Origin of the sequence: Alkaliphilus pronyensis, from assembly GCF_009017275.1 — a bacterium.
Taxonomy (GTDB): domain Bacteria; phylum Bacillota; class Clostridia; order Peptostreptococcales; family Natronincolaceae; genus Alkaliphilus_C; species Alkaliphilus_C pronyensis.
The window spans coordinates 1-25,366 of the sequence record NZ_WBZC01000005.1; the positions used below are offsets into that span (position 1 = coordinate 1).

28 protein-coding genes are annotated in these 25,366 nt (G+C 31.2%); 23 read left to right on the forward strand and 5 right to left on the reverse strand.

The genetic code is table 11. The features are described from left to right. Positions 1-48 precede the first annotated feature (48 nt). The 6 genes from F8154_RS01745 to F8154_RS01770 all read left to right on the forward strand — a co-directional run bounded on the left by F8154_RS01745 (position 49) and on the right by F8154_RS01770 (position 6,128). Positions 49-1,308, forward strand: a complete 1,260-nt coding sequence (locus F8154_RS01745) for a radical SAM/SPASM domain-containing protein (RefSeq protein ID WP_151859871.1) — start codon at positions 49-51, stop codon at positions 1,306-1,308. A 444-nt stretch (positions 1,309-1,752) separates the two neighbouring features. Then, complete coding sequence (locus tag F8154_RS01750; protein ID WP_151859872.1) at positions 1,753-2,610, forward strand: AraC family transcriptional regulator; 858 nt, start codon at positions 1,753-1,755, stop codon at positions 2,608-2,610. Between the two features lie 38 nt (positions 2,611-2,648). Then, positions 2,649-3,020: a VOC family protein gene (locus F8154_RS01755; protein WP_192930111.1), complete on the forward strand. Its 372-nt coding sequence runs from the start codon at positions 2,649-2,651 to the stop codon at positions 3,018-3,020. Positions 3,021-3,065: 45 nt separating this feature from the next. Beyond that, positions 3,066-3,983 (forward strand): prenyltransferase/squalene oxidase repeat-containing protein, encoded by a 918-nt coding sequence (locus tag F8154_RS01760; RefSeq protein WP_151859894.1) that lies wholly within the window; start codon positions 3,066-3,068, stop codon positions 3,981-3,983. Positions 3,984-4,199: 216 nt separating this feature from the next. Beyond that, positions 4,200-4,619 (forward strand): pyridoxamine 5'-phosphate oxidase family protein, encoded by a 420-nt coding sequence (locus F8154_RS01765; protein ID WP_151859874.1) that lies wholly within the window; start codon positions 4,200-4,202, stop codon positions 4,617-4,619. Between the two features lie 573 nt (positions 4,620-5,192). Next, the gene (locus F8154_RS01770; protein WP_192930112.1) at positions 5,193-6,128 is read left to right on the forward strand and encodes an aminoglycoside phosphotransferase family protein; all 936 of its coding nucleotides are present in this window, start codon (positions 5,193-5,195) and stop codon (positions 6,126-6,128) included. A 244-nt stretch (positions 6,129-6,372) separates the two neighbouring features. Here the strand turns inward: F8154_RS01770 and F8154_RS01775 are convergent, their stop codons facing one another. After that, entirely contained in the window at positions 6,373-7,029 is a 657-nt protein-coding gene (locus F8154_RS01775; RefSeq protein WP_151859876.1) for a LysE family transporter, read from the reverse strand. Between the two features lie 121 nt (positions 7,030-7,150). Between F8154_RS01775 and F8154_RS01780 the strand changes: the two genes are divergently transcribed. Next, the gene (locus F8154_RS01780; protein WP_151859877.1) at positions 7,151-7,705 is read left to right on the forward strand and encodes a helix-turn-helix domain-containing protein; all 555 of its coding nucleotides are present in this window, start codon (positions 7,151-7,153) and stop codon (positions 7,703-7,705) included. A gap of 232 nt (positions 7,706-7,937) precedes the next feature. On the opposite strand, the gene F8154_RS01785 is transcribed toward F8154_RS01780, so the two are convergent. Together F8154_RS01785 and F8154_RS01790 are read right to left on the reverse strand one after the other, a co-directional pair. Beyond that, positions 7,938-8,879, reverse strand: coding sequence for a phosphotriesterase family protein (locus tag F8154_RS01785; protein ID WP_151859878.1), 942 nt, complete (start codon positions 8,877-8,879; stop codon positions 7,938-7,940). Between the two features lie 61 nt (positions 8,880-8,940). Next, entirely contained in the window at positions 8,941-9,876 is a 936-nt protein-coding gene (locus F8154_RS01790; protein ID WP_151859879.1) for a helix-turn-helix transcriptional regulator, read from the reverse strand. A gap of 594 nt (positions 9,877-10,470) precedes the next feature. On the opposite strand from F8154_RS01790, the gene F8154_RS01795 reads away from it, so the two are divergent. From F8154_RS01795 to F8154_RS01830, 11 genes are all read left to right on the forward strand, one after another. Then, complete coding sequence (locus tag F8154_RS01795) at positions 10,471-10,800, forward strand: hypothetical protein (RefSeq protein WP_151859880.1); 330 nt, start codon at positions 10,471-10,473, stop codon at positions 10,798-10,800. A gap of 222 nt (positions 10,801-11,022) precedes the next feature. Further along, positions 11,023-11,169 carry a hypothetical protein gene (locus F8154_RS14970; protein WP_192930113.1) on the forward strand — a complete coding sequence of 49 codons (147 nt, stop codon included), beginning with the start codon at positions 11,023-11,025 and terminating at the stop codon, positions 11,167-11,169. A 166-nt stretch (positions 11,170-11,335) separates the two neighbouring features. Next, entirely contained in the window at positions 11,336-12,037 is a 702-nt protein-coding gene (locus F8154_RS01800) for a TetR/AcrR family transcriptional regulator (RefSeq protein WP_192930114.1), read from the forward strand. Between the two features lie 16 nt (positions 12,038-12,053). After that, a complete protein-coding gene (locus tag F8154_RS01805; RefSeq protein WP_151859882.1) occupies positions 12,054-12,857 on the forward strand; it encodes an alpha/beta fold hydrolase in 804 nt (267 codons plus the stop codon). 280 nt (positions 12,858-13,137) lie between these two features. After that, positions 13,138-14,004, forward strand: a complete 867-nt coding sequence (locus tag F8154_RS01810) for a phosphotransferase family protein (protein WP_151859883.1) — start codon at positions 13,138-13,140, stop codon at positions 14,002-14,004. A 356-nt stretch (positions 14,005-14,360) separates the two neighbouring features. Then, the gene (locus tag F8154_RS01815) at positions 14,361-14,621 is read left to right on the forward strand and encodes a CD3324 family protein (RefSeq protein WP_151859884.1); all 261 of its coding nucleotides are present in this window, start codon (positions 14,361-14,363) and stop codon (positions 14,619-14,621) included. Positions 14,622-14,816: 195 nt separating this feature from the next. Further along, positions 14,817-15,005, forward strand: coding sequence for a hypothetical protein (locus tag F8154_RS01820; RefSeq protein ID WP_151859885.1), 189 nt, complete (start codon positions 14,817-14,819; stop codon positions 15,003-15,005). 50 nt (positions 15,006-15,055) lie between these two features. Continuing rightward, entirely contained in the window at positions 15,056-15,172 is a 117-nt protein-coding gene (locus F8154_RS15645) for a hypothetical protein (protein WP_408608995.1), read from the forward strand. Positions 15,173-15,175: 3 nt separating this feature from the next. Then, positions 15,176-15,307 carry a GNAT family N-acetyltransferase gene (locus F8154_RS15330; protein WP_243141127.1) on the forward strand — a complete coding sequence of 44 codons (132 nt, stop codon included), beginning with the start codon at positions 15,176-15,178 and terminating at the stop codon, positions 15,305-15,307. A 381-nt stretch (positions 15,308-15,688) separates the two neighbouring features. After that, positions 15,689-16,597, forward strand: a complete 909-nt coding sequence (locus tag F8154_RS01825) for a CPBP family intramembrane glutamic endopeptidase (RefSeq protein WP_151859886.1) — start codon at positions 15,689-15,691, stop codon at positions 16,595-16,597. A gap of 168 nt (positions 16,598-16,765) precedes the next feature. Next, complete coding sequence (locus tag F8154_RS01830; protein WP_243141128.1) at positions 16,766-17,320, forward strand: GNAT family N-acetyltransferase; 555 nt, start codon at positions 16,766-16,768, stop codon at positions 17,318-17,320. A gap of 55 nt (positions 17,321-17,375) precedes the next feature. On the opposite strand, the gene F8154_RS01835 is transcribed toward F8154_RS01830, so the two are convergent. After that, the gene (locus F8154_RS01835; protein WP_151859888.1) at positions 17,376-17,864 is read right to left on the reverse strand and encodes a GNAT family N-acetyltransferase; all 489 of its coding nucleotides are present in this window, start codon (positions 17,862-17,864) and stop codon (positions 17,376-17,378) included. A gap of 131 nt (positions 17,865-17,995) precedes the next feature. Continuing rightward, positions 17,996-18,793 (reverse strand): helix-turn-helix domain-containing protein, encoded by a 798-nt coding sequence (locus F8154_RS01840; RefSeq protein WP_192929854.1) that lies wholly within the window; start codon positions 18,791-18,793, stop codon positions 17,996-17,998. 106 nt (positions 18,794-18,899) lie between these two features. On the opposite strand from F8154_RS01840, the gene F8154_RS01845 reads away from it, so the two are divergent. The 5 genes from F8154_RS01845 to F8154_RS01865 form a co-directional block, all read left to right on the forward strand. Beyond that, the gene (locus F8154_RS01845) at positions 18,900-20,231 is read left to right on the forward strand and encodes an MATE family efflux transporter (RefSeq protein WP_151859890.1); all 1,332 of its coding nucleotides are present in this window, start codon (positions 18,900-18,902) and stop codon (positions 20,229-20,231) included. Positions 20,232-20,571: 340 nt separating this feature from the next. Continuing rightward, positions 20,572-21,213: a hypothetical protein gene (locus F8154_RS01850; RefSeq protein ID WP_151859891.1), complete on the forward strand. Its 642-nt coding sequence runs from the start codon at positions 20,572-20,574 to the stop codon at positions 21,211-21,213. Positions 21,214-21,380: 167 nt separating this feature from the next. Then, the gene (locus F8154_RS01855; RefSeq protein ID WP_151859892.1) at positions 21,381-23,051 is read left to right on the forward strand and encodes a sigma-54 interaction domain-containing protein; all 1,671 of its coding nucleotides are present in this window, start codon (positions 21,381-21,383) and stop codon (positions 23,049-23,051) included. A gap of 361 nt (positions 23,052-23,412) precedes the next feature. Further along, on the forward strand, positions 23,413-24,972 hold the full coding sequence (locus tag F8154_RS01860) for a BCCT family transporter (RefSeq protein WP_151859893.1): 1,560 nt from the start codon (positions 23,413-23,415) through the stop codon (positions 24,970-24,972). A 69-nt stretch (positions 24,973-25,041) separates the two neighbouring features. After that, positions 25,042-25,366, forward strand: a 325-nt coding sequence (locus F8154_RS01865; RefSeq protein ID WP_207706803.1) for an aromatic amino acid lyase, incomplete at its 3' end; no start/stop codon positions are given.

Here is a 25,366-nt window from a genome sequence, read left to right on the forward strand (position 1 = left end):
TTAAGCATTTTGCAAACAACTACAAGTTAAATAATTAGGGGGATAATAGTGAATATAAGAAATTTACCTATTTTATCAAAGATGGCAGTAGATACGAATGTAATAAAAAGTTTATATGAAGTTCATAACTTATTTAAAGAAGATGAAAATTTTAATGTAAAAAAATACATTAAAATGATATCTAGTTTTCTAGAAGGAGAAAAGGTAATAAAGTTTGAGGATAAATATATAATTAGTACATTTATACCTCCATTTCCTTCAAAAGCATTTATTCAAAATGCAAAAGCAGTGAATAATCCTGAGGATATATTTACACAACAAATTTATGGTAAAAGAAGTGCTCCTATATCAATATACTTATGTTTAACTCATAAATGTCCTAATAGATGTATTTATTGTAGCTCTAAGAATAGATTAAATGAAGAAGAGCTAACTACTAATGAGTGGATAAATGTAATAAATGATTTACAGGATATGAAAACTCCAATTATAGGTCTTACTGGCGGAGAGCCTATGGTTAGAGATGATATATATGAAATTGTAAAGTCGATTGATGAGAGAAGTATATCAACGTTATTTACTAGCGGTGTAAACTTTACACTTGAAAAAGCTAAAGAGCTCAAAAAGAATGGACTATTTAGTATAGGGATTAGTTTAGACTCTCATAACAAGGAAAATCATAATAAGAATAGAAGTGATAATAAAGCATTTGACTATGCAATTAATGCTATACAAAATTCAAGAAATGCTGGACTTTATACTATGGCACAAACTGTTATATTAAAAGAAAATTTAAGTGAAGAAGATTTATTTAAGTTGTTTAAGTTAGCTGGTGAAAATGGTGCTCATGAAGTTAAAATACTTGAGCCTATATTAAGTGGTGATTTACTAAATAGAGAAAATCTAAGTAATATCCTTTATAGCAAAAAAGATAGAGAGAAATTAGTAGAGATACAGCACAAAGCAAATAAAATCAGTAAGTTTCCTAAGATAACAACATTTGCTTATACCGAAAGCCAAGAGAAGTTTGGTTGTGGAGCTGGAACGCAGCATTCATATATAAGTGCTACAGGAAGCTTGTATCCTTGTGATTTTGTTCCTATGGATTTTGGTAATGTAAAAGCTAAAAGTATAAAAGAGTTATGGAAAGAAATGAATGAGGTTGTAGGTATACCAAAGATAGAGTGTTTTGCACAAAAAATAAATGGTTTAGTTTACGAAAAATCTAATGGCAATTTACCGTTAAACAAGTTAGATTCAATAGAAATATGTAAAAAGAATAAAAATGAAGTATTTCCTAAGTATTAAAGAGATTTACAATAAAATTTTATAATATAAATTAGAGCATGTTTCATTTATATAAGAATTAAAATAATTATTTTATAGGTGGATATGTTACAGGTAGAATAAATAGCTAACATAATATCAACGAAGGTTAGTAACAACCATCTATGAAATATTAAATAGGGGCTTCTTTTTATACTATAATAAAGCACATATAAAAAACTGCAGATATAAAGTTCGGTGAACCGTATGACAAATGACTGCGGTTTCATATCAAACTGAGTCATACCAACAATTTTAGCAGAAATAGCAGATGATTAGTAGTCTATTTGATTTAGAATTAAACATTTAAAAAAGAATTTAATATCATATGAAATTGATAAGGAATAAATAAAAAATGAAGTGAACATGTGTATAAAACTTTATGAACATACTTTAAATTATTTGTAGATAAGGTTGGATATAACTATGATAAAACAATATCTAAATAACTTTATACCCACTCAGGGAGAAAAATTATGGTCAAACATAAAACAGCAAAGTACAATATATAGAGAATATTCTCCCATTAGGAAGCTTCAACCCTATATAGCCTGTTATTGGACTTCTAAAACAATTAATACTACAAATGAAGTTGTTACAAGCAGAGTTATACCTGATGGATGCATGGATATTGTGTTTGATATAGGAGAAATAAATAAAGGTAAATGTGGATCAGTATGCGGACTAATGACTAAATCTTCTGAAGAAGAAGTTAAGGGGACAAGTGAGTTTCTAGGAGTGCGTTTCTGGCCTGGAGGGATCATTCCATTTCTTAAAATTTCAGCAAATGATTTTACAGATAAGTCGGTTTCATTGGATGATATTTTAGGCAAACTTGCTCTTGAGATAAGTGAAAGATTATGTTTTTCAGAAACATTAAGTGAGAGATTAATGATTATTGAAGATGAATTAGTAAGATTAATATTAAAAGCGGGTGTATCAAATGAATTAATGATATGTGCATTATATGAAATCTATAAACATAGAGGAATAATATCTATTAAAAATCTATCACAAGAAATGAATATGAGTCAAAGGCAACTATCTAGAAATTTTAAAAACTGGATAGGTACAAATCCAAAGACATTTGTCAATATTATACGATTTCAAAATATAATTAAGCAACTAAATGAAGCTACGAATATAAACTTACAAGATATGGTATTTGAAAACGGATATTATGACCAAGCTCATTTTATTAAGGATTTTAAGACTTTTTATGGAAAAACCCCTGGGAGACTAAAATACGATGTCCATTTTTTACAATACAATAATCATAATTAGTACTAAAATAGAAAAAAAGGTATTGAGGAGGACTCATGATGAATTTAACAAATAGCTGTATTATAACGAATGACGTAAAGAAGCTAAGTGAGTTTTATGAAAAGGTTTTACAAATTGAAGCAGAGTTTTATGGAGAAGATTACGCTGTATTTAGAGTTGGAGATAATATGTTATCGGTCTTTGATTTGAAAGCCCACGAAAGTATAGCTCCAGGTTCAGCTCAAGCTGAATTAAATAAAAGTATAATTCTAGAATTCAATGTTGAAAATGTTGATGAAGAATATGAACGACTAAAGAAGATAAATATTGACTGGGTGAAAGAACCAACAATACAACCTTGGGGAAGTCGTTCTTTCTATTTACGTGACATTGATGGAAATGTAATCAGTTTTTATACACCTATAAAGTAGAAGTGCTTGAAATAAATTTTATGAAAGAGAGTGAGACTATTGAAAGTGTTAAGAGCTAAGGATTTTGAAAAGGCTTCACAGTCCATTAAAAGGTATGCTAGACCATTAGAAAATGCAATACTCCACCACTATTTCTTTAATGGATCAGAGGATAGAATAGTAAATGAATTAAAAAAATATCAAAATGAAGATGGTGGTTTTGGTCATGGAATAGAGTCAGATTTTAGATTGCCCCACTCTTCGCCAATGGCTACATCTATAGGAATAAGACTTTTATCCGAAATTGATCGTCTAGAAGAAGCCAAAGAAATGATAGCAGCTGCTATAGGATATTTGGAGACAACCTTTAATATTGATAGAAATGGATGGTTTGCTGTTCCTAAGGAAGTAAATGATTTTCCACATGCTCCTTGGTGGCATTATAACGAAGATGACGAGATGACAATAATAGATAAAAACTGGGGGAATCCTTCTGCTGAAGTTTTAGCATACTTATATAGATATAAAGATTATGTTAAAAAACTTGATATAGAAAAACTGATAGAATATGCAATCAGTTACATAGAAAGTAAGGAAGAAATCAACTCAGAAAATGAAATCTTTTGTTATATAAAATTATATGAAGTGCTACCGAGGGATTTGCAAACGAGATTAGAAAAAGTAATTTCATCAGCAATAGAACAAGTAATAGTATATGATACAAAACAGTGGCATGAATACGTACCAACACCAGTAGATTTTGTAAGTAGTATAAACAGCAATAGATTTGAAGTTTCTGAATCAAAATTAAATGAAAATTTAGATTTTTTAATTAATCAATTACAGTCTAATGGTAAGATTAATCCGCCATGGGGAGAAAGTTATTATAAAGGAGATTTAAGAGAGGCATACAATGAATGGATAGGAACATGGAATCTAAAAGCATTAATTATATTAGATAGATTTAATAGAATTGAAAAATAGATTTTGTAGTAGATGATGTGATTTTTTTGCTTTATGTACTTGAGTCAAAGGCGTTTGTTGTTTTGAGTCATTTGCTCTGTCAAAATAAAAACCGCCGATACAACGGTACGGTGAGTCGTATCATAAATAACGGCGGTTTGCCTCATACCAAGGACTTCTATGCCAGGGTTTACTCGAGGGAATCTATGAAGATAACAATTTTAAGGAGATGTGAACATGAGAAATCCAGAGAGCACCATCGCCAATTTAATTGATAGCCAAGGCACTTCATTTATAAGTTCAGTTGATAGTGACGGTTATCCAACTACTAGAGCAATGTTACAACCAAGGCATCGAGAAGGAATTAGGAGGATTTATTATTCAACAAATACTTCTTCTTCAAAGATAGCTCATTTTAGAAGCAATCCAAAAGCATGCTTGTATTTTTATGACAGAAGATTGTTTAAAGGAGTAATGCTAAAAGGGGTAATGGAAGTGTTAGAAGAAAAAGAAATAAAAGAGTTTATTTGGAGAGATGGAGACGATAAGTTTTATCCATTGGGAGTTACCGATCCAGATTACTGTGTATTAAAGTTTACTGCTATATCAGGAAGGAGTTTCAGCAACTTAAAATCTGAAAATTTTAAAATTGAGTAAAGTGATAGCTTTATTGTATTTGGTGTTAAGCGCCCTAGTCTGGTCTATGGGGACATGTTCCGTCGCTTAACAATGCATGACTCTTAGGTCTGTGCCACGGCAGATAAGAAGAAATGTAACAATGGTTATCCTAACATGAGTGACGAATCACATTCCTTCACCAAGTGGAAAGCACCACCGTGATGATCATTTTTAGGAGGAGACGTGGGGAGAAAGAGACGCAGGGACGCTTCCCCTGTCTTGTTGGTAAGTACATATAATAAATGAAAAGACCGGACAATTTTTAAGATAAATCTATAACTAAGATTAATGGGGAAACGTATAAGAATTAAATAATATGCATTAAAAATATAAACATATTACAAAACGCAACACAGATGAAACGTCCTTCTGCCTGCTGCTGTATGCTGAGGTGATCTTATCTGGGCTCTGGTGGAGTTTCAAAACTATATCATAAACTAAATTTAAGTATTACAAAGTAATAAAGATCGTGATAATCAAATCCAATTAGTAGGCAAGCAAGGAACGTAGCCGCTTGCTATGTTAACGAATTTAAAATGGAAGGTGAACATAATGGGGGATAGTATTGATACAGTAAATAAAGAGAAGATAGTTAAGCATTTTGGAAATGCTTTTTTTACTAGAGTAGAGGCTTTAATTGAACCTTTAATAGTAAAATGGGATATAGTGGAGTTAAGATTAATTGAACATTTCTCAGCAAATTTAGTTTTTAAAGGCAAATCAAATAGTTTTGGATCAATTATACTGAAGTTTGGAAGAAACCCTAGTGAATTCAGGAGTGAAGTTGCAGCATTAAAAAGTTTTAAAAGTAAAGCTATCTGTCAGCTGCTTGAAGTCGATTTTAACAATATGGTGCTAATTGAGGAGGCTATTGAACCTGGATTAATGCTCAAGTCTGAAAAAGACATTGACGTTAGATTAGATGTGTTTTGTAATCTTTTCAAGGAATTACATAGCAAAGACAAGTCTCTAGAAAAAGCCAACTACTCAGATGATCATGAGTTCAAGTACAAGTCATATAAAGAGTGGGTTTTTAAAATTTGTGACTATATGGATAAACAAGCATCATGGAAAGAAGTAGCCTTACATATGAAAAGAGCAAAGGAATTATATATTGAATTATCTAAAGTATATTCGTCAAAATCTTTGTTGCACGGTGATTTCCATTATTATAATATTTTGAAAGGGAAAAATGATTACATGATTATTGACCCTAAAGGTGTTATTGGGGACCCGATTTTTGATATTCCTAGGTATGTTTTAAATGAGTTTTGCGATCAAGAAGATGACCTATTGATTGATTCAACTATTGAAAAAGTCTTTAATGTAATCAGTAAAGAACTAGATGTTCCCAAACAGGTATTAAGCAAACTACTGTATATTGAGGGGACAATGGCTGTGTGTTGGAATATTGAAGATGGGATGGGCATTGATAAAAAAGAAGATATTTTAAAAATGCTTAATCGGCTCTATAGGTACTTAAATTGAGAGGTTTAAGTTAGTATTGAAATATGAGTCTGTAGTAAAAACTGCAGTTTAGTGATGTGTGGTGAACCTTAGCATAAACAAATGCGGTTTTCTTGAAAGCTAGTAATATCAATAGTTTTAACAAATACAAAGATAATGATTCATATAATAGTTTTACATATAGAAGTATTATATAGAGTAAAATAAAGAATGGATAGCTGTGAAATAGGTAATGAATCTAAGAGCTATCCTTTAATACTACGTTTTATTTATTAAATAAATGAGTGATACCTAATATAGAAAGTGCACTGTAAATTAAAAGTAGTCCCATAACTATATTAAATTGTTTCTCATACTTTGATAAAAACTTATTAAATAAAGAACCGAATAATGACCAACATGAAGTTGACCAAAATCCTACTGAAGCTAGAAAAAATGAAAAAAGAATTAAAAGAGTATTTGATTTATAAAAAGGAGTTATAAAGTTAGAGATTACTGTGATACCATAAAGAATGACCTTTGGGTTAACAAACTGCATTATCATACCAGTAAAAAATAAATTCAACTCATCTTTACCTTTACTAGATGTTTGTTCTTTACCTTCATCAGACGTTTCATATGTATCACTTGGTGTAACTACCTTTTCCTTACTTTGCATAATTTTAACAGCTAAATAAATCATATATCCTGCTCCTATTATTCCCATAAATGTTTTAACTTTAGGCATTAAGTTAAATAGTAGAAGATTAAAATAGCTACAAAGAAGCATAATCACAAAGAATCCCGTAGAAACGCCTAGAATAAACTTAAGAGTTTTTTTATAACCATACTTACTCGCATTAGCCATGGACATAATGTTATTAGGGCCAGGGGTAAAGGTTACAACGAAAACATATGAAAGGAATGCACCTAAATTAAACATAAAAATATCCTCCTTTTGAAGTTTGTATGCTATAATATACAAAAAGTATAGTATGAAGCATAGTTAAGCATATTATACACTATGTGCTGTATAACGCACAAGAGAAAGGAGATAATTATTTATGGAAAATTTAAATTCTGTTATCTCTATGAATTTAAAACAAATTCGTGGAGATATGAAGTTAAGCCTAGATAAAGTAGCAGAAATGACAGGTATTAGCAAAAGTATGTTGGGACAAATTGAAAGGGGAGAATCGAATCCAACTATTACAACAGTTTGGAAAATTGCCAATGGACTTAAGGTATCATTTACCACTCTTTTAAATCAACCTGAATCAGATACTGTCATAGTTACTAAAGAGGATATTAAGCCAATGATTGAAGATAATGGAAGGTATAAACTATATCCATTCTTCCCTTATGAAGATGGAAGAAGATTTGAAGTATACAAAGTAGAAATTGAAAAAGGTGGATACTTAAGTGCAGAACCCCATGGTCAAGAAACTTATGAGTTTGTTACAGTATTTGATGGTGAGATTACTATTAGAGTAGAGGATGAAGAGTATACTGTAAAAAAAGGGGATTCAATAAAATTTAGAGCTGACAAGCCCCATGCATATCACAATTCAGGAGATGATTTAACAAGGGTAAGCATGGTCATATATTATCCAGAGTAATGTACTAAATCTATAGTCTTAATATATAGGCACTAACGCTTCGAGCTAAGTTAAACTTAATAAATCAAACTATAGTTACAGCGATACGGTGACCCGTATCATAAGTAACGGCGGTTTTGCATAATGTGAGTTATCAATGTTTTATAAATTTAATTTGAATATATATTAATGCTACCAGCTAGTAATAGTCAAAAGATTATTACCAGCTGACTGATCTTTTTCATTACTATATCTAGTTTTCTCCAATATTATAGAATATACTTGGATTTTTGCTTAACATTTCGATAAGCTTTGAACTCTCAATTCCTTGTTCAATACAATATGGAATGAACTCGTTCAATAAACTCGTTGAATTTTTGATAGCTTCTTTATTAGCAGACATCTCGTAAAAATCATAATCTTGAGAAAGTAACAGATGTCCTTCCACTTTTTTATTTATAAGAGCTTTAATTAAGTCACATCTTTCTTGATGGGTTTCTGATTTAATTAGATCAATGCCAACCCAAATTCCTGATTTTATGGCATCTACAATGGCTGATATATTACTCTCATAATCTCCATGTGCCCATAAGAATTTCGACAGGTCCATGTTTTCTTTCTTTAGAAGCTCAATAACATGTTCAACCATTTCAGATTCAAAGATGTGACAATGAATTGGCATACCAGTAGCATTACTTGCTTTAACAGCAGCACGTAGCATTTCTCTATCAATAACTGACAGTTCTCCAGTATCTAATAACAACTTAATATATCCTGGTCGAATCAAAATATTATCGATTGTATCAAGACCGAGATTGAAATCATTTATCCAGCGATCTGCTAACTGATCCGAGAATTCCTTTGGAAATAACTCAATAGCATATTTGGTGATATTCATACCAGTACAAGGAATAATATGTATATCTGTGGCTTCAGATAATTTCTTCAACAATCTTAGATTCTGTCCTCCAATTGGTGGTGAAGCCTCTACGACTGCTCTACATTTTGCTTTCTTAAGGCTCATCATTATAGGCAACAGCCTTTCATAAAATTTTTCATTAGCCTCATCATCATATCTTTTCTCATAGTACATACTTAGAGCTAAATTTTCATCACATTCCCATTTAAAATGTTCATGAGATAAGGTGATTCCCATCTCCTTTTGTTTAATAGGTCCTTTTACAGTATAAATCATTTATAGTCCCTCCTCTTTTTAAGTATAATAGCAAAAAAACTCTGACATATACCTGTCAGAGTTATAAATATTTATTTGAAAGAGCTTCTATTAATTGCTGAATTTCCTTTTTATAGCTAGCTGGTTCTATAATTGTTACCTTATTTGGATTTGAAAGGATAATCTTTGTTATTTCATCTTTGAATTGGCTTACTACCTGAACCCTAATTAAAGAGTTCTCGGAAAGAATTTGACTTTTGCTCATGTAAAAATTATCTTTAATTACTCGGTAGAATGACGGTAAAAGCTCCAATATATAGGTTTCTTCAATATAATGATTCGAAATATTGTTAAGATGGTCACACTTAACTTGATTTTTTTCTTCTAAAAGAGAAATTCCTCGAATACGATCCAAACGAAATGTTCTTTTTTCATTTCGCATATGACAAAAACCAGTTAAATACCATCCACCTTCGTCAAAAAAAAGCTCAGTAGGAGACAAAATTCTTTTAGTTAACTGATTCCTTTTAGGCACATAGTATTCCATACTAATCTGAACATTATTTATAAGCCCTTCTATAATGGTAGAAAATACGCCTACTACATACTCAGTCGGTTCAATTCTTGAAAAATAAAAACTCATCTTATCAAGCAAATTCTCTACCTGGTCAAGATCGTCTTTTGAAAAAGTGTTTATGATTTTTGCTCTTAAAAGTTGGTAATCACCAGATAAAGTTGGTAACTTTAGTTCCTCACCAACCCTTAAAGCAATAAGTAGCATTAGGATTTCTTGTTTATTTAACTTTATACTAGGAAGAAAGTAATCTGAATTTATTTCATATCCTCCGTTTAATCCTTCATAAGCGACAATTGGCACCTTAAGCTGGCATAACGCATCAATATCTCTATAAATAGTCCTTTCACTAACTTCAAATAATTCAGCAAGGTCTTTTGCAGTAAGCCTACCTCTCTCATTTAATGCAAATATTAGTCCATTCAATCTTTCTGATTTTTTCATATACCCACCATTATTTTTATATATTATATAATGAAAACTTCTCAAATCCTTTTCAAATACATATACTTCGTTATTATATCTAGTTACAATACATCTTTATAGTATATATGTGATATTATTACCATTATTACATTTCACCTTATTATAGCATATTGGAATGTATAATGTAGCCTAATACTAATTCATTATACTACATAGATTCTAGTATAATAAGTGAGTACGGTTTTTATTAAAGCTGGATGAATGTATGGTGGTAAGTTAAACTTGCATTCACCAGTGAGACCCTCGACTAATTAATTGATTGAGGGTTTTCTAATTTATTATTGTTAGTTAAGATGATTTTGGAAAAAATGTAAGGAGCAAAGAATTACTCAATATATTAAGAAGATAGAGATAAGCTAGGTCGTTCTTTGATAGGAAATATAAAAAGTGTGGTCATTTGTATGGAAGATTAATAAAAAACCGTCGTTGCATATAATACGGTGAACCTTATCATAGATGAGGAAGTCCAGAATTCTCAACACATCTTTAGTATAACACTTATTATTAATGGGATATATCTTCGAGATATATTCTTATACGAAGGGGGAAAACATGAGTAAAAAACTATTTTGTATAAAGTTAATACATACAGTAATTTGGATTTTTTATGTTTTTATTATCGGATATATTTTATACGCGGGAATTAACAATAAAATTGACATTTTCTTATTTATAGCAATAGGTTTAGTAGTTTTGGAGGGAATAGTTCTTTTAGCTTTTAAATGGAAATGCCCTCTAACAGTTTTAGGATATAAATATACAGATAATCGTGAAATAGGATTTGATATATTTTTACCTAAGTGGGTGGCAAAAAATAATAAAGTCATATTTACTGCAATATTTGTTGTAGGATTACTAATAACTCTATATAGATTATTATAGAGACGTGGGGACGCTTCGATTGTCTTGTTGGTAAGTACCTATTTTAATTGAAAAGCCAGAACAGTTTTTAGGATAAATATATTATTAAAATTAATAAGGAAACGTACAAGAATTGAATAGTATGCATTAAAAATATAAGCATATGAGAAAACGCAAGACAGATAAAACCTTCTTCTGCCTAACTGAATCAAGAAATAGTATAAATATGGAGGAATGATTAAAATGAATAAGTTGACTTTTATAAGTCTTTTTGCATATGTGCTTCTATTTTTTATTTTATTTGCTAGTGGTATAATGAAAAATCCAGATATAACTCCTATTTATAAAGTAATGCCATTTATATTTGTTCAAATATTAAGAAAATTATAGAAATAAACATAAAAAGTAAACAAAGAAGGTAAAGTTCTTTGTTTACTTTAGTATTTTGGTATTAATATATCAGCCTTGAATTGTTAATGCTAGTACATACATGAAATTATATAAATCTGTTTTAAATAGCAAACCTCCATAGAAGTCTTGACAAATTAAAAATACTTTGATAAATTTAATTAATGACCACGTGGTCACTGATTTGGTTAAAATATTAAAATTGTATAATAATGGGGAGAGTTTTATGCTGAAGAAGTTGTTTTATGAATTAGATGAAGAAAAGAGAGAAAGGATTACTAATGTTGTATTAAGAGAATTTGCGCAGTATTCTTATAATGAAAGTTCTACTAATAGAATTGTCAAGAATGCAGGAATAGGAAAAGGGAGTCTTTTTAAGTACTTTCAAAACAAACAAGATATGTATTTTTATATACTGGACTATATTATAAACGATCTTGCTGTCGATTTAAAAGATGAAATTGCAAATTTACCAGGAGACTTATTTGTGAGAACAATAAAGTATGCAGAACTGGAATTTACTTGGTACATTCAAAATCCTGATGAATATAAGCTTCTTAAAAGGGCATTTGTAAAAAATGATACAGAGATTTACAAAGAGACTAAGGCAAAATATGCTTCTATGAGTGAGGAATACTATTATAAATTGTTTGAAGATATTAATATGGAGCAGTTTCAGTTTAAAAGGGAGAAGAAAAAGTTACTTGATATTTTAAAATGGTTGTTAAAAGGCTTTAATGAAGAATTTATTGAAGAGGTGGAGTCAGAGGACAACATTAATAGCTTAAAAGATGAGTATTTAAGGCGCCTTGTTGAATATATAGAAATATTAAAAGAAGGGTTAAAGTAGAGGGGAGAGAGTATAGATGTTTTACAACGCAAAGGGAGGTAATGTGAAACTAGGAGAGACAGATATGAACTATGTAGTATTTGGTCATGGGAAAAAACCTTTTGTAATTTTACCGGGTTTGAGTGACGGTTTAAAAACAGTCCATAAGCAAGAAAAAGTCTTAGCTATGTACTATAAGCAGTTTGCTAAGAATTTTCGAGTATATGTATTTAGTAGAAAAAATAAATTGGAAAAAGGCTACTCATCAAGAGATATGGCTAGAGACCAAAAAATAGCAATGGAAAAACTAGGGATTTATAATGCATATATTATGGGAGTGTCTCAGGGAGGGATGATTGCTCAGTACCTTGCCATTGACTATCCTGAAATAGTTGAGAAACTAATTATTGCAGTATCTGTTTCAAGGCAGACTGAAACATTGCAAAAGGTAGTTGAAAGATGGATAGAGATGGCTTCATCAAATGATTACAAAAACTTGGTCATTGATACAGTTGAAAAGACCTTTACTGAAAAGCGTTTAAAAAGATATAGGTTAATGTATCCTATTATTAGTAGAATAGGTAAGCCAAAAGACTTTGATAGATTTCTTATACAGGCTCATGCATGTATTAACCATAATGCCTATAATGAACTAGATAAAATAAAATGCCCAACCTTAGTAATAGGTGGAGACAGCGATGAGGTTGTAGGCAAAACTACTTCTGAAGAGATGGCGGAGAAAATAAAAGAAAGTAAATTGGTTATATATGAAGGTCTTGGACACGGAGCATATGAAGAATCAGAGGACTTTAATCATCAGATTATGAATTTTTTAACTTAAATTAATAATAAGGTAATACAGTTAATTATCAAGTAGGGACAATATTACTTGTCACATTGACAGAAGCACTAAATTGGAATAAACTGGAGGAATGGGGGGGGTGGGAGTATGCTTAGACAAGCAAGGACCGTACCTACTTGCCCTACTTGTTCTATAACCGAAAATAGTGGGTCATTGTTATTTTCTTTAAAGTATGGTAAAACCCTTGAAAATTGATTGCTTAGTAAAAAAATAATTGTGTCAAACTTAACACTACCTAGTTAGAATAGGAGGAGAAAATATGAATGATGTTATTCAGGAAATTTTAAACAAGAATAAAATATATGAATCATTTGTCAAATTAACTACCCACGGTATTGCAAATGAGATATATGCAACACCGAATTTTATTTTAAGGATTCCTACAGATCATCCAGAAGCGAATTCCGATGCCTTGACAGAATCTGTAGCAGCTCCATTGGCTAAGTCACATGGAATAAAAACACCAAGATTAGTTTGCTTTGATGACTCTTATTCAATATTAAACAAAACATATTCTATTTGGGAAAGGATCCATGGATTAACTCTTGGTGAAATAGATAATTATTTGAATTATTATAATACATGGAAGGAAATAGGTTTTGAACTTGGGAAAGTACATATTAATATTAAAAGCTGTGATGACCCAAAAGGGTGGCTTGATAGTCCTGATAGAGAATACACAAAAGACATGGTAATTGAGGGTTTACTTAGTAATAATGGCGAATCTTTATATTTGTTAAAGCTAATAGAAAAAAAGTATACTGATAATATTTTTTCCTATAAAAAATGTTTTGTCCATGGAGATACTAATGAGTTCAATTTTTTGTGTACAGAAAATGATCAATTGTTATCTATTATTGATTGGGGTGATTCAGGTTGGGGTGATCCAGCAATAGATTTTTACATGATACCATTAGGAGTTCTTGATAATGTTTTAGATGGTTATATTGAAATAGCAGGAGCAAATGTAGACTTTGATTTTATATATCGAATTATTTTAGATAAAGTATGGACAGGAATTGAAGAAAGACAAGATATATTTATATTAGAAAAGAATATAAAGAGGTTAGAGAGTAAGCTCCTAAAAAGGCTGTATAATGCTCCCCAATGTCAAGACACGAAATGAACTTTTTAAGTTATGCTCCTTTCGTTTGAATATTTAGCCAACTCTAAGATATATTTTATTCTCAATACTAGTTTTAAAATTATCAAAGGTACTATTTAGCAAGTAAGGGAAGGACCTTTTACAAAATTGACAGCAATATAAATGTAGAATAAAATGAAGGTATGGGCGTAAGAAGATAACCTATATTAAGGGGTGAGGATACAGTGCTAGCAAAAGCTCTACTTATAATATTTAAAGCAAAGACATATCCCATGCAGATTAAGCGATAGTATGACTATTTCTGTATGGGATAAATAGAGTACTATCTGCTGAACTCTGCACTTTATTTATGAATAATAAATAAGGAGTGGATTGTAATGAAATACTTAAATGCAGCAGAAGTATTACCTAATAATTTGCTAGTTGAAGTTCAAAAACATATTAGTGGTAAAATTTTATATATACCAAGTGAAAACAAGAAAACACCTTGGGGAGAAAAAAGTGGTTCCAAGCAATACTATGCAATTAGAAATAAACAGATAAGGCAAAAGTATCAAAAAGGTTTTAGCATTCATGAAATATCACAAGAATATGGATTGGCATATGAAACAGTGCGTAAAATAATATATAAAAAATAAGCAAAAAGGCCTTGGCAGTAACATAAGGCCTTTTTGCTTTATGGTATAGAATGATTATAAGTAAAGTAGGAATTTTAATGATTACGATGAAAGCTTATAATAGGATTACAGAGGGAGACATTTATGCTAGGCTCGAAAAATATCTTTATAATTGTTGCTATAATAAGAAAATAAGTTGATGTTGGAGGAGAATATATGAAAGTAAAAATTAGACAAGCAGTAGAAAGTGACAAAAATACCTTTGTCAACTTTGCAATTAAATTGAGTGAGTTTAGCAGACAAAATCATAGCATTATAAGTAAATATGATAATTATAGTTTAGTTGTAGAAGCGGTTAGAGCAAAGGCTGAAAAAACATTTGTCAATAGAGAAAAAACACATTAATACTAATAGCAGAGCTAGATAATAAACCAGTAGGATATGCATTAGGAAGAATATATGAAGAGGATGCAGCAGCAGAAAACGGAACAGGCACAATGGGTCTGTTTGACGAACTGTATATTAATGAAATTGCAAGAGGGGTTGGACTGGGACAAAAGCTAATAGATTAAACAATGAGTTGGATGAAGGGACAAGGTATCAATAGAGTAAAGCTACACGCATACTCATGGAATATAAAAGCAAGGGAATTATACCAGCGTAATGGATTTAAAGAGTACGTAGTATCTTATGAAGCATTTATATAGATGTAAAAGCAATAGAGACAGTTAACAGCTATTTGTTATACCTAGATTTTTGTCCTTTATTTTGGTATAAGTCATATCTTTTCATTAGGGGCCCTAGATTAAAGTCTATGGCTCTTTTTATTTGATTTTTTATAATCATATTGTAAAAAAAATGAAAAGGGGGTAAGAAAGAATTGTCTAGATCATATGTATCAATTAAACTTAATAAAGCCATTGCTATTCATATTAATGAAAATACTGAGGCAGATTTTAAAAAAACGTTTTTATTTTTAAAACACTTGCCAAAAACAACCTATAAGTGTTTAATATATATATGTAGTTCCTAAGAATTTCAACAAAGGCTATAGTTTTAATTAATAGATTAGAATAGGAGAATGCTGTATGAGTATATATGATAGAGAGTCATGTTTTATAGAAAGCGTAATAGAGACACATAAAAAACGGCATATAGAAAAAGAGCTAATTTGTTTTTTTACACTAACAATTTTTTTATCCTGGTTATTTTGGACGCCTGCATTTTTGAAGGCTTATGGAATACAGCTGTTTCTACCTGAAGAACTATTAATAAAGTTTGGGAATTTTACACCATCACTTATTGCAGTAATACTAACCTTAATAACTTTAGGAAAAATAGGTACTATAGAGATGTTAAAAGGCATTATAAAAGTTAGGTATGATTTGAAGTGGTATATATATACTTTGTTTCTCATGCCCTGCATTCTAACACTAGCTTATATTATTTCATATTTTGCGTCAGGTGTTAAATTTGAATCAATACTAATTTCTGTTATATTACCACAGGTGTGGACTCTATTTCCCTTAATAGCTTACTTCGTCATTATGCAGGGGCCTCTGGGAGAAGAGCTAGGCTGGAGGGGATATGCACTACCAAGACTATTGCAAACATATAACCCATTGAAAGCAAGTGTAATTGTTGGTGCTGTTTGGGCACTTTGGCATTTTCCAAAATTCTTTATCACAGATACTATTCAATATAGCATAGGCTTGACGTATGGTGTATTTGCAGCATTAATTGGTTATACATTTTATACAGTTATGCTGTCATTAATGATTACTCTGTTAATGATAAAAACAGGAGGAAGTATCTGGGCTACGTTATTGTTTCATGCTATGGCTAACTTTTCTCATGGATTAATTACTATTTTAACTAATACTACTGGTGGAATAAGTATAATACTGGTAATGGTGATATCAACAAGTATAATTTTAAAGCTATTTAGAAGGGATTTATTACTAACACACTCACGGGTAAAGTGGAAGACCAATTAAAAAAGTATAATTAATCCTAAACTCACAAAACAAGTAATTTCACTTCTAGCTTATTTAATATAGCGATTTGAAGATGTAAAGCATGTTTTATTAAGACCATGTAGATATGTAAATTAATACCCTTTTAAAGCTGTAAAGAAAAAAAATATAAGGGAGACTTGGTGATTGATGAAAATTGAAATAAGAAGACCTAAAACTATTGATGTAGAGGAACTAGATTTATTTTTTAAGACGGTAGTGTGGGATACATTTAACAAGGAAGGTTTAGGCAACTTAAGTGAGGATATAGCAAATGAAATAATAGTTAAAAATGAATATTTAAAAAGTGATTTAGATAGTGATGGAGAGAAAAGGTATTTTCTATTAGCGACAGCTGCTAATAGAATTATTGGAACCATAGAATACGGCCTTACCAGTGACTTAATTTATAACTGTACTAATGGGGAGTATAAAGGGCTAGTTGAGATAGGGACACTATTCGTTAGTCCCAATTATCAAGGACAAGGGGTAGGTAATTTGCTTCTTAACTCAATGTATATTACCTTAAAGAGCAGGGGAATTAAAGAGTTTTGCTTAGATAGTGGATATAAGAATGCTCAAAAGATATGGAAGAAAAAATTTGGCAAGCCTAATTACCTATTAAAGGATTATTGGTTCAGTGGAGCTGACCACATGATTTGGCGAAAAAAGCTTGAAGATGTGTCAATAGCATTTAAAACATAGTAGCTATTGTTTGCTGTCACTATCAAAAAAGAAAACCAGCCAGATATGTTGTGAGCTATTCCCAAATCATATTATATGATGAATCAATATCCTTTACTATTTTAAAGCTATGCTTAGTGTATAAATGATAAGCAATATTGCTTTTAGTAACACATAAACTAATTTTATTTATGCCCTTCTCTTTAGCAACTGATTTCAAATATCTTAGTAAATAGTTACCAATACCTCGACGTCTAAATTGTTTGGCTACACCGATTACAAGTACGGGAATATCATCTGAAATATACCCTCTCATGTTAGTGTTTTTGTTCCAATACCTGATAAATGCAGCTCCAGCAGGAACACTGTCAACCTCTGCTATTACAGCAGTATCCCCTTTACGTTCACCAAAACCTTCGAGTATATGCTTTGTATAATCATAAGACAATCCTTCTTCCAGTGATGGAAGATTTTTTGCTCTGCTCCAGAAAACAGCTTCAAACAACATCTCTCTAAGGAAATGATAGTCTTTAGGGGCATATTTTCTACAACTTACTCTTTTCATTTGATATATCTCCTAACTATATATAGTTAACCTGAAACTATTACAGTTTGAATAGGGATTTGACACAAAGGTCTAAATAGTATTAATGCTGTTTAACACTTAACTTTCACTTATAAACAAGTTTATTTACTTTATTTCTTGTTATCTTCTATAGGAATTTGAATACTTATGTTTATTTTTCCAAAATAATAATCTGAAGACCTAATCCTTTCAATGATTACAAGATTACCTATTGGATATAAATCATTTTTTTTCATATGATCATAGAGTTTAACTATTTCATTATCAATAACATCATAACCTTGTACAAAACCTTCATAGTTTAAATACATACCTTCGGGAAGTATTATCCTATCAAAGCTATCAGCATTTTTAATCCCAGGTGTGTTCATTAAGCAAAAACTATAGTTATCATTATTTAAAGGAATTATATAGTTGTCTTGATAAGTATCTGAATAGTCAATGCCCTTAGATTTTAATACATCGTAGATGTCTTTAAGTGAGTATTTCAGTATATTTCCGGTATGAAGACAATTTAGAATTCTCTCGGCAAATAATGTCACATTAAAAGAACTACTATCAGTCATAAAGTTTTGGATATAGTTTATTTTTTTAACAATATATTGCTTTTTATTTATTAACTGTTCAATCCTAGAATCTATAGATGTAATTGACGACTTTAAGGCTTCCAGATAGCTGTCAACTGAATTGCTATTGAAAATAGCCTTCATATCTTTTAACGATATATCCATTTTTCTTAACAATAAAATTGTATCTAATCTATCTATTTCATTAAAATCATAAAGTCTGTAGCCGTTATCATCTATCTTGCAGGGAGCTAATAATCCCTCTTTCTCATAGAATCTAATTTTCGATGTAGATGTTTTCATTAGATCTGCAAGCTCACCTATTGTTAAGTATTTACGCAAAGTAAAACCTCCCCTTGACATTAAACCTACTTCAAGGTTTATTATATAGGAATAGTATAACTATTACAAACTATATTAAATTCTAACTTAGAGGAGAAGTAGATAAATGGAAAAATTAAAAAATAAAAATATTGATTTAGGAAATGACAGCATATCAAAAATATTTTGGAGCTATGCAATTACTTCTATACTTGCAGTACTGGCACAAAATACAGCGGGGTTTGTTGATGCAGTGTTTATTGGACGATACATTGGACCAGAAGGTCTATCTGCAATTACACTTATAATGCCAGTTTTTATGCTTCTTGGAGGAATAGGTACAATGGTTGCTGTTGGAGGAACAACATTAGCTGGTATATTTAAGGGAAAAGAGAATTTTGAAAAAAGCAACAATTACTTCAATGTTACAGTTGTACTATTAAGTATAGTATCGATTACTTCTACAGTTTTCTTGCTTGCTTTTAGTGGAAGCTTTTCAAGTTTATTGGGGGCTAGTGGAGTAGTAGCTGAGCTAATGATAGAGTATTCAAAAACACTTTCTTTATTCTTTTTACCTTTTTTGTTAAATTTTGCGTTTTTGTTCTTCTTAAAATTAGATGGAAAGCCTGTTGAAATGGTTTTGATTGTATTAAGTGGTACAGTAATAAATATACTACTAGACTATCTATTTATTGGAGTATTTGGATGGAGCATGAAGGGAGCTGCACTAGCAACTGGGGTTTCTCAATTAGTTCCTTGCATATTAATGATATACATTATAATGTTTAAATCAACCTGGAGGTTCTCAACTCCTGTCTTTAAAATGAAAGAAATATGGACAATGCTATTTAATGGTTCATCGGAGTTTTTAAGCATGTCAGCCACATCGGTTGCTGCCTTAATATACAACGTAATAATAATAAAGAGAATTGGATTTCAAGGGGTAGCAGCATATGCTGTAGCACTTCAGTTAACTACATTTTCCACATCGGTATTTTATGGCTTTGCAGAAGCAAACCAAGCTGCTGTTAGTTTTAATATAGGTGCAAATAAGCTTTCAAGAGTTGAAGGATTAAAAAAAGCCTCTATATATGCAAATCTAGTTACTGGTGTGATTTTATGCATAGTAACCCTTATGTTTAGTGAGAGGATAGCTAGTATTTTTGTAAAAAATCAAGCCACTATTATGATGGCTGCTGAAATTTTAGTTTATTTTGCAGTATCATTCATATTAAGCGGAGTAAACATAACTGTTGCTACTTACTATACCGCTGTAAATGCACCAGTGCTATCTGGAGCATTGGCAGTGCTTAGAAGTCTTATAGCTCTTACAATAGGGTTATTAACTATGCCCATTATATTTGGTAATAGTGGTATTTGGATGGCGGTGATTTTTACTGAGTTAGTGACAATTATTGTGGGTGCCCTATGCTTGAGAAAATATCCCTACGGATCTTGATAGAAAACACAGATAATAAGCTATAGTAGATAGTAATATGCTAGTATATAATTATAATCAAATAAAAAAAGACTAGCTCCACTTATTTTGAAGCTTGAAGTCATGTATATTACACTGAAGAAGCAAAAGTGTTTGTGAAGTGTATACTTAAAGGTACAGGAAGTGTAGAAAAAGGCAGTTCCATCTTATTACATATGGTAAAATAATAATTATACGTAAAACAGTAGCTACAGCCTGTAGTTAAGTCTAGCATATGCAGTGGCACTTATCTCCTGCTTAAGAAGCGGGAGTGTTAGTAATACAGCTGAGATAAAGAATAATGATTAGGAGATGAAGGATAATGTATGATAATTACATTGAAGCAGCTTCAGAAACAAATGCTGATGTCAACAGGTATATAGACATAGCATTAAATGATGAGGAGTTTAGAGGTATGTTGGTTAAAGAAATGATAGGCAACAGAAAAATAAATGTGTATTATCATTCATATATAATATTATCGGAAGTAGCTACTGTCAAGCCAGATACTTTAGCTTGTTTTTTGTGGGACTTTGCTTCATTATTAGAACACAAAAACTCATATCATCGCAACTATGGTATGGATTTGCTTTCTTCTATTGCAAAGGAAGTAGACGATGAAACTCTTAATAAGATAATTCCTTCATTTTGCAAACTGTTATATGATGAAAAAATATCAACAAGAAAGTATTGTATAACATATTCAATGAGGATTATTAATGCAAAGCCTAATTTATCTGATTTTATTGTGTTTAGTATAATAGAATCATTTAAAGAGCCAGAAAAGAATCCGAAGCATAGATGGCTATTAATAAAGGAATTTATAAGATTAATTGAAGATACAGGACTTCCTCTAAATAACAAGCTATTAGAGTTTTTCCATAGTGCGATAAATGAGGCCCCATCAAAAGCACATGTAAAAACCATAAAAAAACTTATTACTACCAGTAGTAGCAAAGATTAGGGTGAAGTGTAATACAGAAGAACAAGGATTTGATTTTTAATAATATGTTTATTGCTTGCTATTATATTTAATTACTAGTTGACAAGCTGTAAAATTATTTCATTATAAATAATATTCAGTTTATGATATAATTTTATTTACTAATAAGCTAAGATGGGAGGTTTGCAATGGCTATAATTGACATAGTGTTAAAAATAGATTCTGAGTTCTTAATTAAAGAAATAGAGTATGTTGGAGAGATGAAGGAATGGTTTAAGCATAGTCTTTTATTTAACTCAGTGGGCAAAAACATTCAGCACCTATTAAACACCTCCATTAAGCCTGAAGGAGGAATATTAGAAATAAACAGCAGGTTTTTTAAGTACCAAAGGTTAGAGAAAAAAGATGAAGTGATTTTATACTTAAGTGAAAGCTCAGTCCTTCTTGACTTCTATAATCAAGCTATTAACCATGTATCTGAGGGAATTCAGATTTTTGACCGTAATGGATATTTTATGGATTGCAATCCTGCCAGTGAAAGACTTGAGAATTACAACAAGGAAGACTTTAAAGGAAAACACCTATTAGACCTATATGACTTAGAGGAAGAATATAGTACTGTATTAACAGTACTTAGAACACAAAAAGCTGTTGCAAATAGGTGTGATCGTTTCAAAACTTCAAATGGTAAATCACTAACCACAGTTAACTATGGATATCCATTGATAATAGATGATAATTTATATGGTGCTGTTGTTTTTGAGAGCGATTTTTCCCTATTAGATAAAATGAAAAACCGTGTTTCGGACTTAGCAACATATTTAGAAAATGAAGATACAGTAAATAATCAGCATTTATATAAGTTCGATGATATTGTACACTTGTCAAAAAACATGAAGGACACAATACATTTTGCAAAAAAGGTGGCGCTTTCAGATTCCAGTGTCTTAATTTATGGAGAAACTGGAACTGGAAAAGAGCTTATGGCTCAGAGTATTCATGCCTTTAGCTCTCGAAGACATAAGCCATTTATTGATATTAACTGTAGTGCAATACCAAGTAATCTTTTTGAAAGTCTCTTTTTTGGTACGGAAAAAGGGGCATTTACAGGAAGTGTTAAAAAGCAAGGCTTTTTTGAAATGGCTAATGGAGGAACTATTTTTTTAGATGAAATAAATTCTATAAGCCTAGAAATGCAGGCGAAGCTATTAAGGGTGTTACAAGAGAAAAGAGTTCAAAGAATTGGTGGAAGTAAATACTTTAAATGTAATGTTAGGATAATAGCAGCATCAAATCAAGACCTTTTTGAGCTTATGCAAAAAGATAAAATTAGAAAGGACTTTTATTATAGAATATCTACTATTAAAATTGAATTACCTTCTTTAAAGGAAAGAAAGGAATGCATTCCTGCCTTAGCTAATCACTTTTTAAATAACTTAGCTAATCAGTATAATAGAGATAAACTAGTATTTTCAAAGGAAGTTATTGATTTGTTTCTTAGCTATGATTGGCCTGGAAATATAAGAGAGCTACAACATGCTGTAGAATATTCATTTAACTTTATGCCAATTAACTTAACAACATTAAAAATAAGTTATTTACCCGATTACTTAAAGCTATCACAACATGTAGAGCATAAACTAGAAAAAAGCTGTAAAAAAATTAAGGCATTAAAGTTAGAAGCTGAGGAATTGGGATTAAAGGAAAAAATGGAGGAATTTGAAGAAGAAGTTATAAGAGATACATTATTAAAGAATAATGGAAATATAACAGAAAGTGCCAAAAAACTAGGTATGAGTAGGCAAAGCCTTCAATATAGAATGAAAAAATTACAAATTAGTAGTAGCGGAGCAAAATAAATTTGCTATGGCGCCAAAAAAATTGGCGCCAATTTACTTGTTTATTAGAGGATTATAAGATGATAGAGCAAAATTTTTTTGCATTAATATACAAAAAATTAAGAAAATTTAAAAATTTATTAGAAGCCATATACATCAAATTACCTTATTAGAAATATAAATCTAGTCTTTACAATGGTTATAATGGGTTTTATTTTTTAGAAGATCAATTGGCATAGTACTTGCTCTATTTATATGCACTACATGGATAAGATAACGTTTTCAGAAGATTATCTTAATTAACTATTTAATAGGTATGGAGGTGAATGCTTTAAGAATCCATGTGCTTTCGACTATTGTAAATAAGTAAGGAGGAGAGGAAATGTCAAAAGAAATAGCAAAAAAAGAAGATTCAATGCAATTACGTAAGGGTGTATTTTGGCCAGCTTTTCTTGTGGTTGGTGGTTCGGCATTATTGGGAATTTTAAATAATAAAATGCTTACAGAAGTAACTATGAATACCTTTATGTGGTCTCTAAGAAGCTTTGGGTGGATATATCAAATAATATCTATAGTTGCATTAATTACTGTTACTATTGTTACTTTTTCTAAGCTTGGAAACATTCGTTTTGGTGGTCCTGAGGCAAAGCCTAAATTTTCTTTCTTAACTTGGTTTGCTATGGCACTTACTGGTGGAATTGCAACAGGAGTTGTTACCTATGGAGTAAATGAACCTATAATCTATTTTGGAAATATTTATGGCGAGATGGCTCAAACTGGGGTGGAGCCAGGAACAGCTACGGCAGCGATATTTGCAATAGCCCGTTGTTTTTATAATTGGACCTTTATACCCTATGCAATGTATTCGTTGTGTGGACTTATAGTAGCATATATGTATTTTAATAGAAAAAAACCACTATCTGTAACAGCCACTCTAATACCTTTGTTTGGAGAGAAGGTTACTACGGGTATATGGGCAAATATAATAGACACTTTATCACTTTTAGCTATTGCTTTAGGACTAGCATCCTCTCTGGGGGCTGGGTTGGCATTAGTAGGCTCTGGGATAGAAGTTGCTTATGGAATAAATCAAGGAATAATAGTGTGGTTTTTATTAGCTGCCATTATAACAGCAACCTTTACGGTATCATCACTTCTAGGACTAGATAAAGGAATTAGATGGTTATCAGATATAAACTCAAAAGTGTTTTATGTTCTCTTGATATTACTATTTGTATTAGGACCTACTCTATATATCTTTAGAACCTCTACGGCGGGAATGGCCTATTGGCTACAGAATTTCTGGATTTGGGGACTTGATCCAATCGATATTGGTGGAGAAGCGCTTGTAATGTGGTGGACACTTTATGACTGGGCTATTTGGATTGCCTACGCACCACTTATGGGTATTTTCTTAGCTATAATATCCTATGGAAGAACTATCCGACAGTTTATGATAATTAACTGGATACTTCCCTCTTTATTTAGTGTCATTTGGTTTGGTGCATTTGGAGCAACTGCACTTAAGTGGCAGCAAGAAGGAACCCTAGACCTTGTTAGTACTATAAATGAAAGTGGTGCTGTTGCTGGTCTTTGGACATTTTTAGGAAACCTACCTCTAGGGTTTATATTTATACCTATTGTAATGATAACTCTAATATTATCATTTTCAACAGCAGCAGATTCAATGACAAGAACTATTGCTTCTCTATGCACATTAAACATTTCCCATGATCAAGAGCCACCTAGATGGCAAAAATTACTTTGGGGCTTATCAATAGGTATTATAGCATTTGTAATGGTAGCCTTCGCCGGTGGAGTTCAGGGTGTTGATGGAGTTAAGTTTCTAGCAGCTGCAGGAGGCACAATGGTACTATTTGTATTTGTACTTCAGGTGATATCAGCAATTAAGATGTTCTTTATCGATAAGCTTGTAGAATAATTTAATTATATACAACAGTTAAATAAAAGAGAGATTTCTCTCTCTTTTATTATTAAGGAGGCAATATTTGTGACAGTAGTTTTAAAAGCTGAGACGATAAATGAAGTTATAATAGGGAATGTTGACTTAAAGCTAGAAGAGTTTATAGCCATTGCCCGTTTTGGCGCAAAGGTAGAGTTTTCAGATGAATACTGCAAAAGAGTACTAAAAGCCCGTAGCCTTGTGGAAAAATGGACAAAAGAGGGTCGAGTTATGTATGGCATCACAACAGGCTTTGGTGCTCTTTGCAATAAAACCATATCAGAGGAGGAAACGGCTAAATTACAGAAAAATATTGTACTGTCCCACGCCACCTCAGTTGGGGAGCCATTGTCTATTGAAGAGGTAAGGGGAA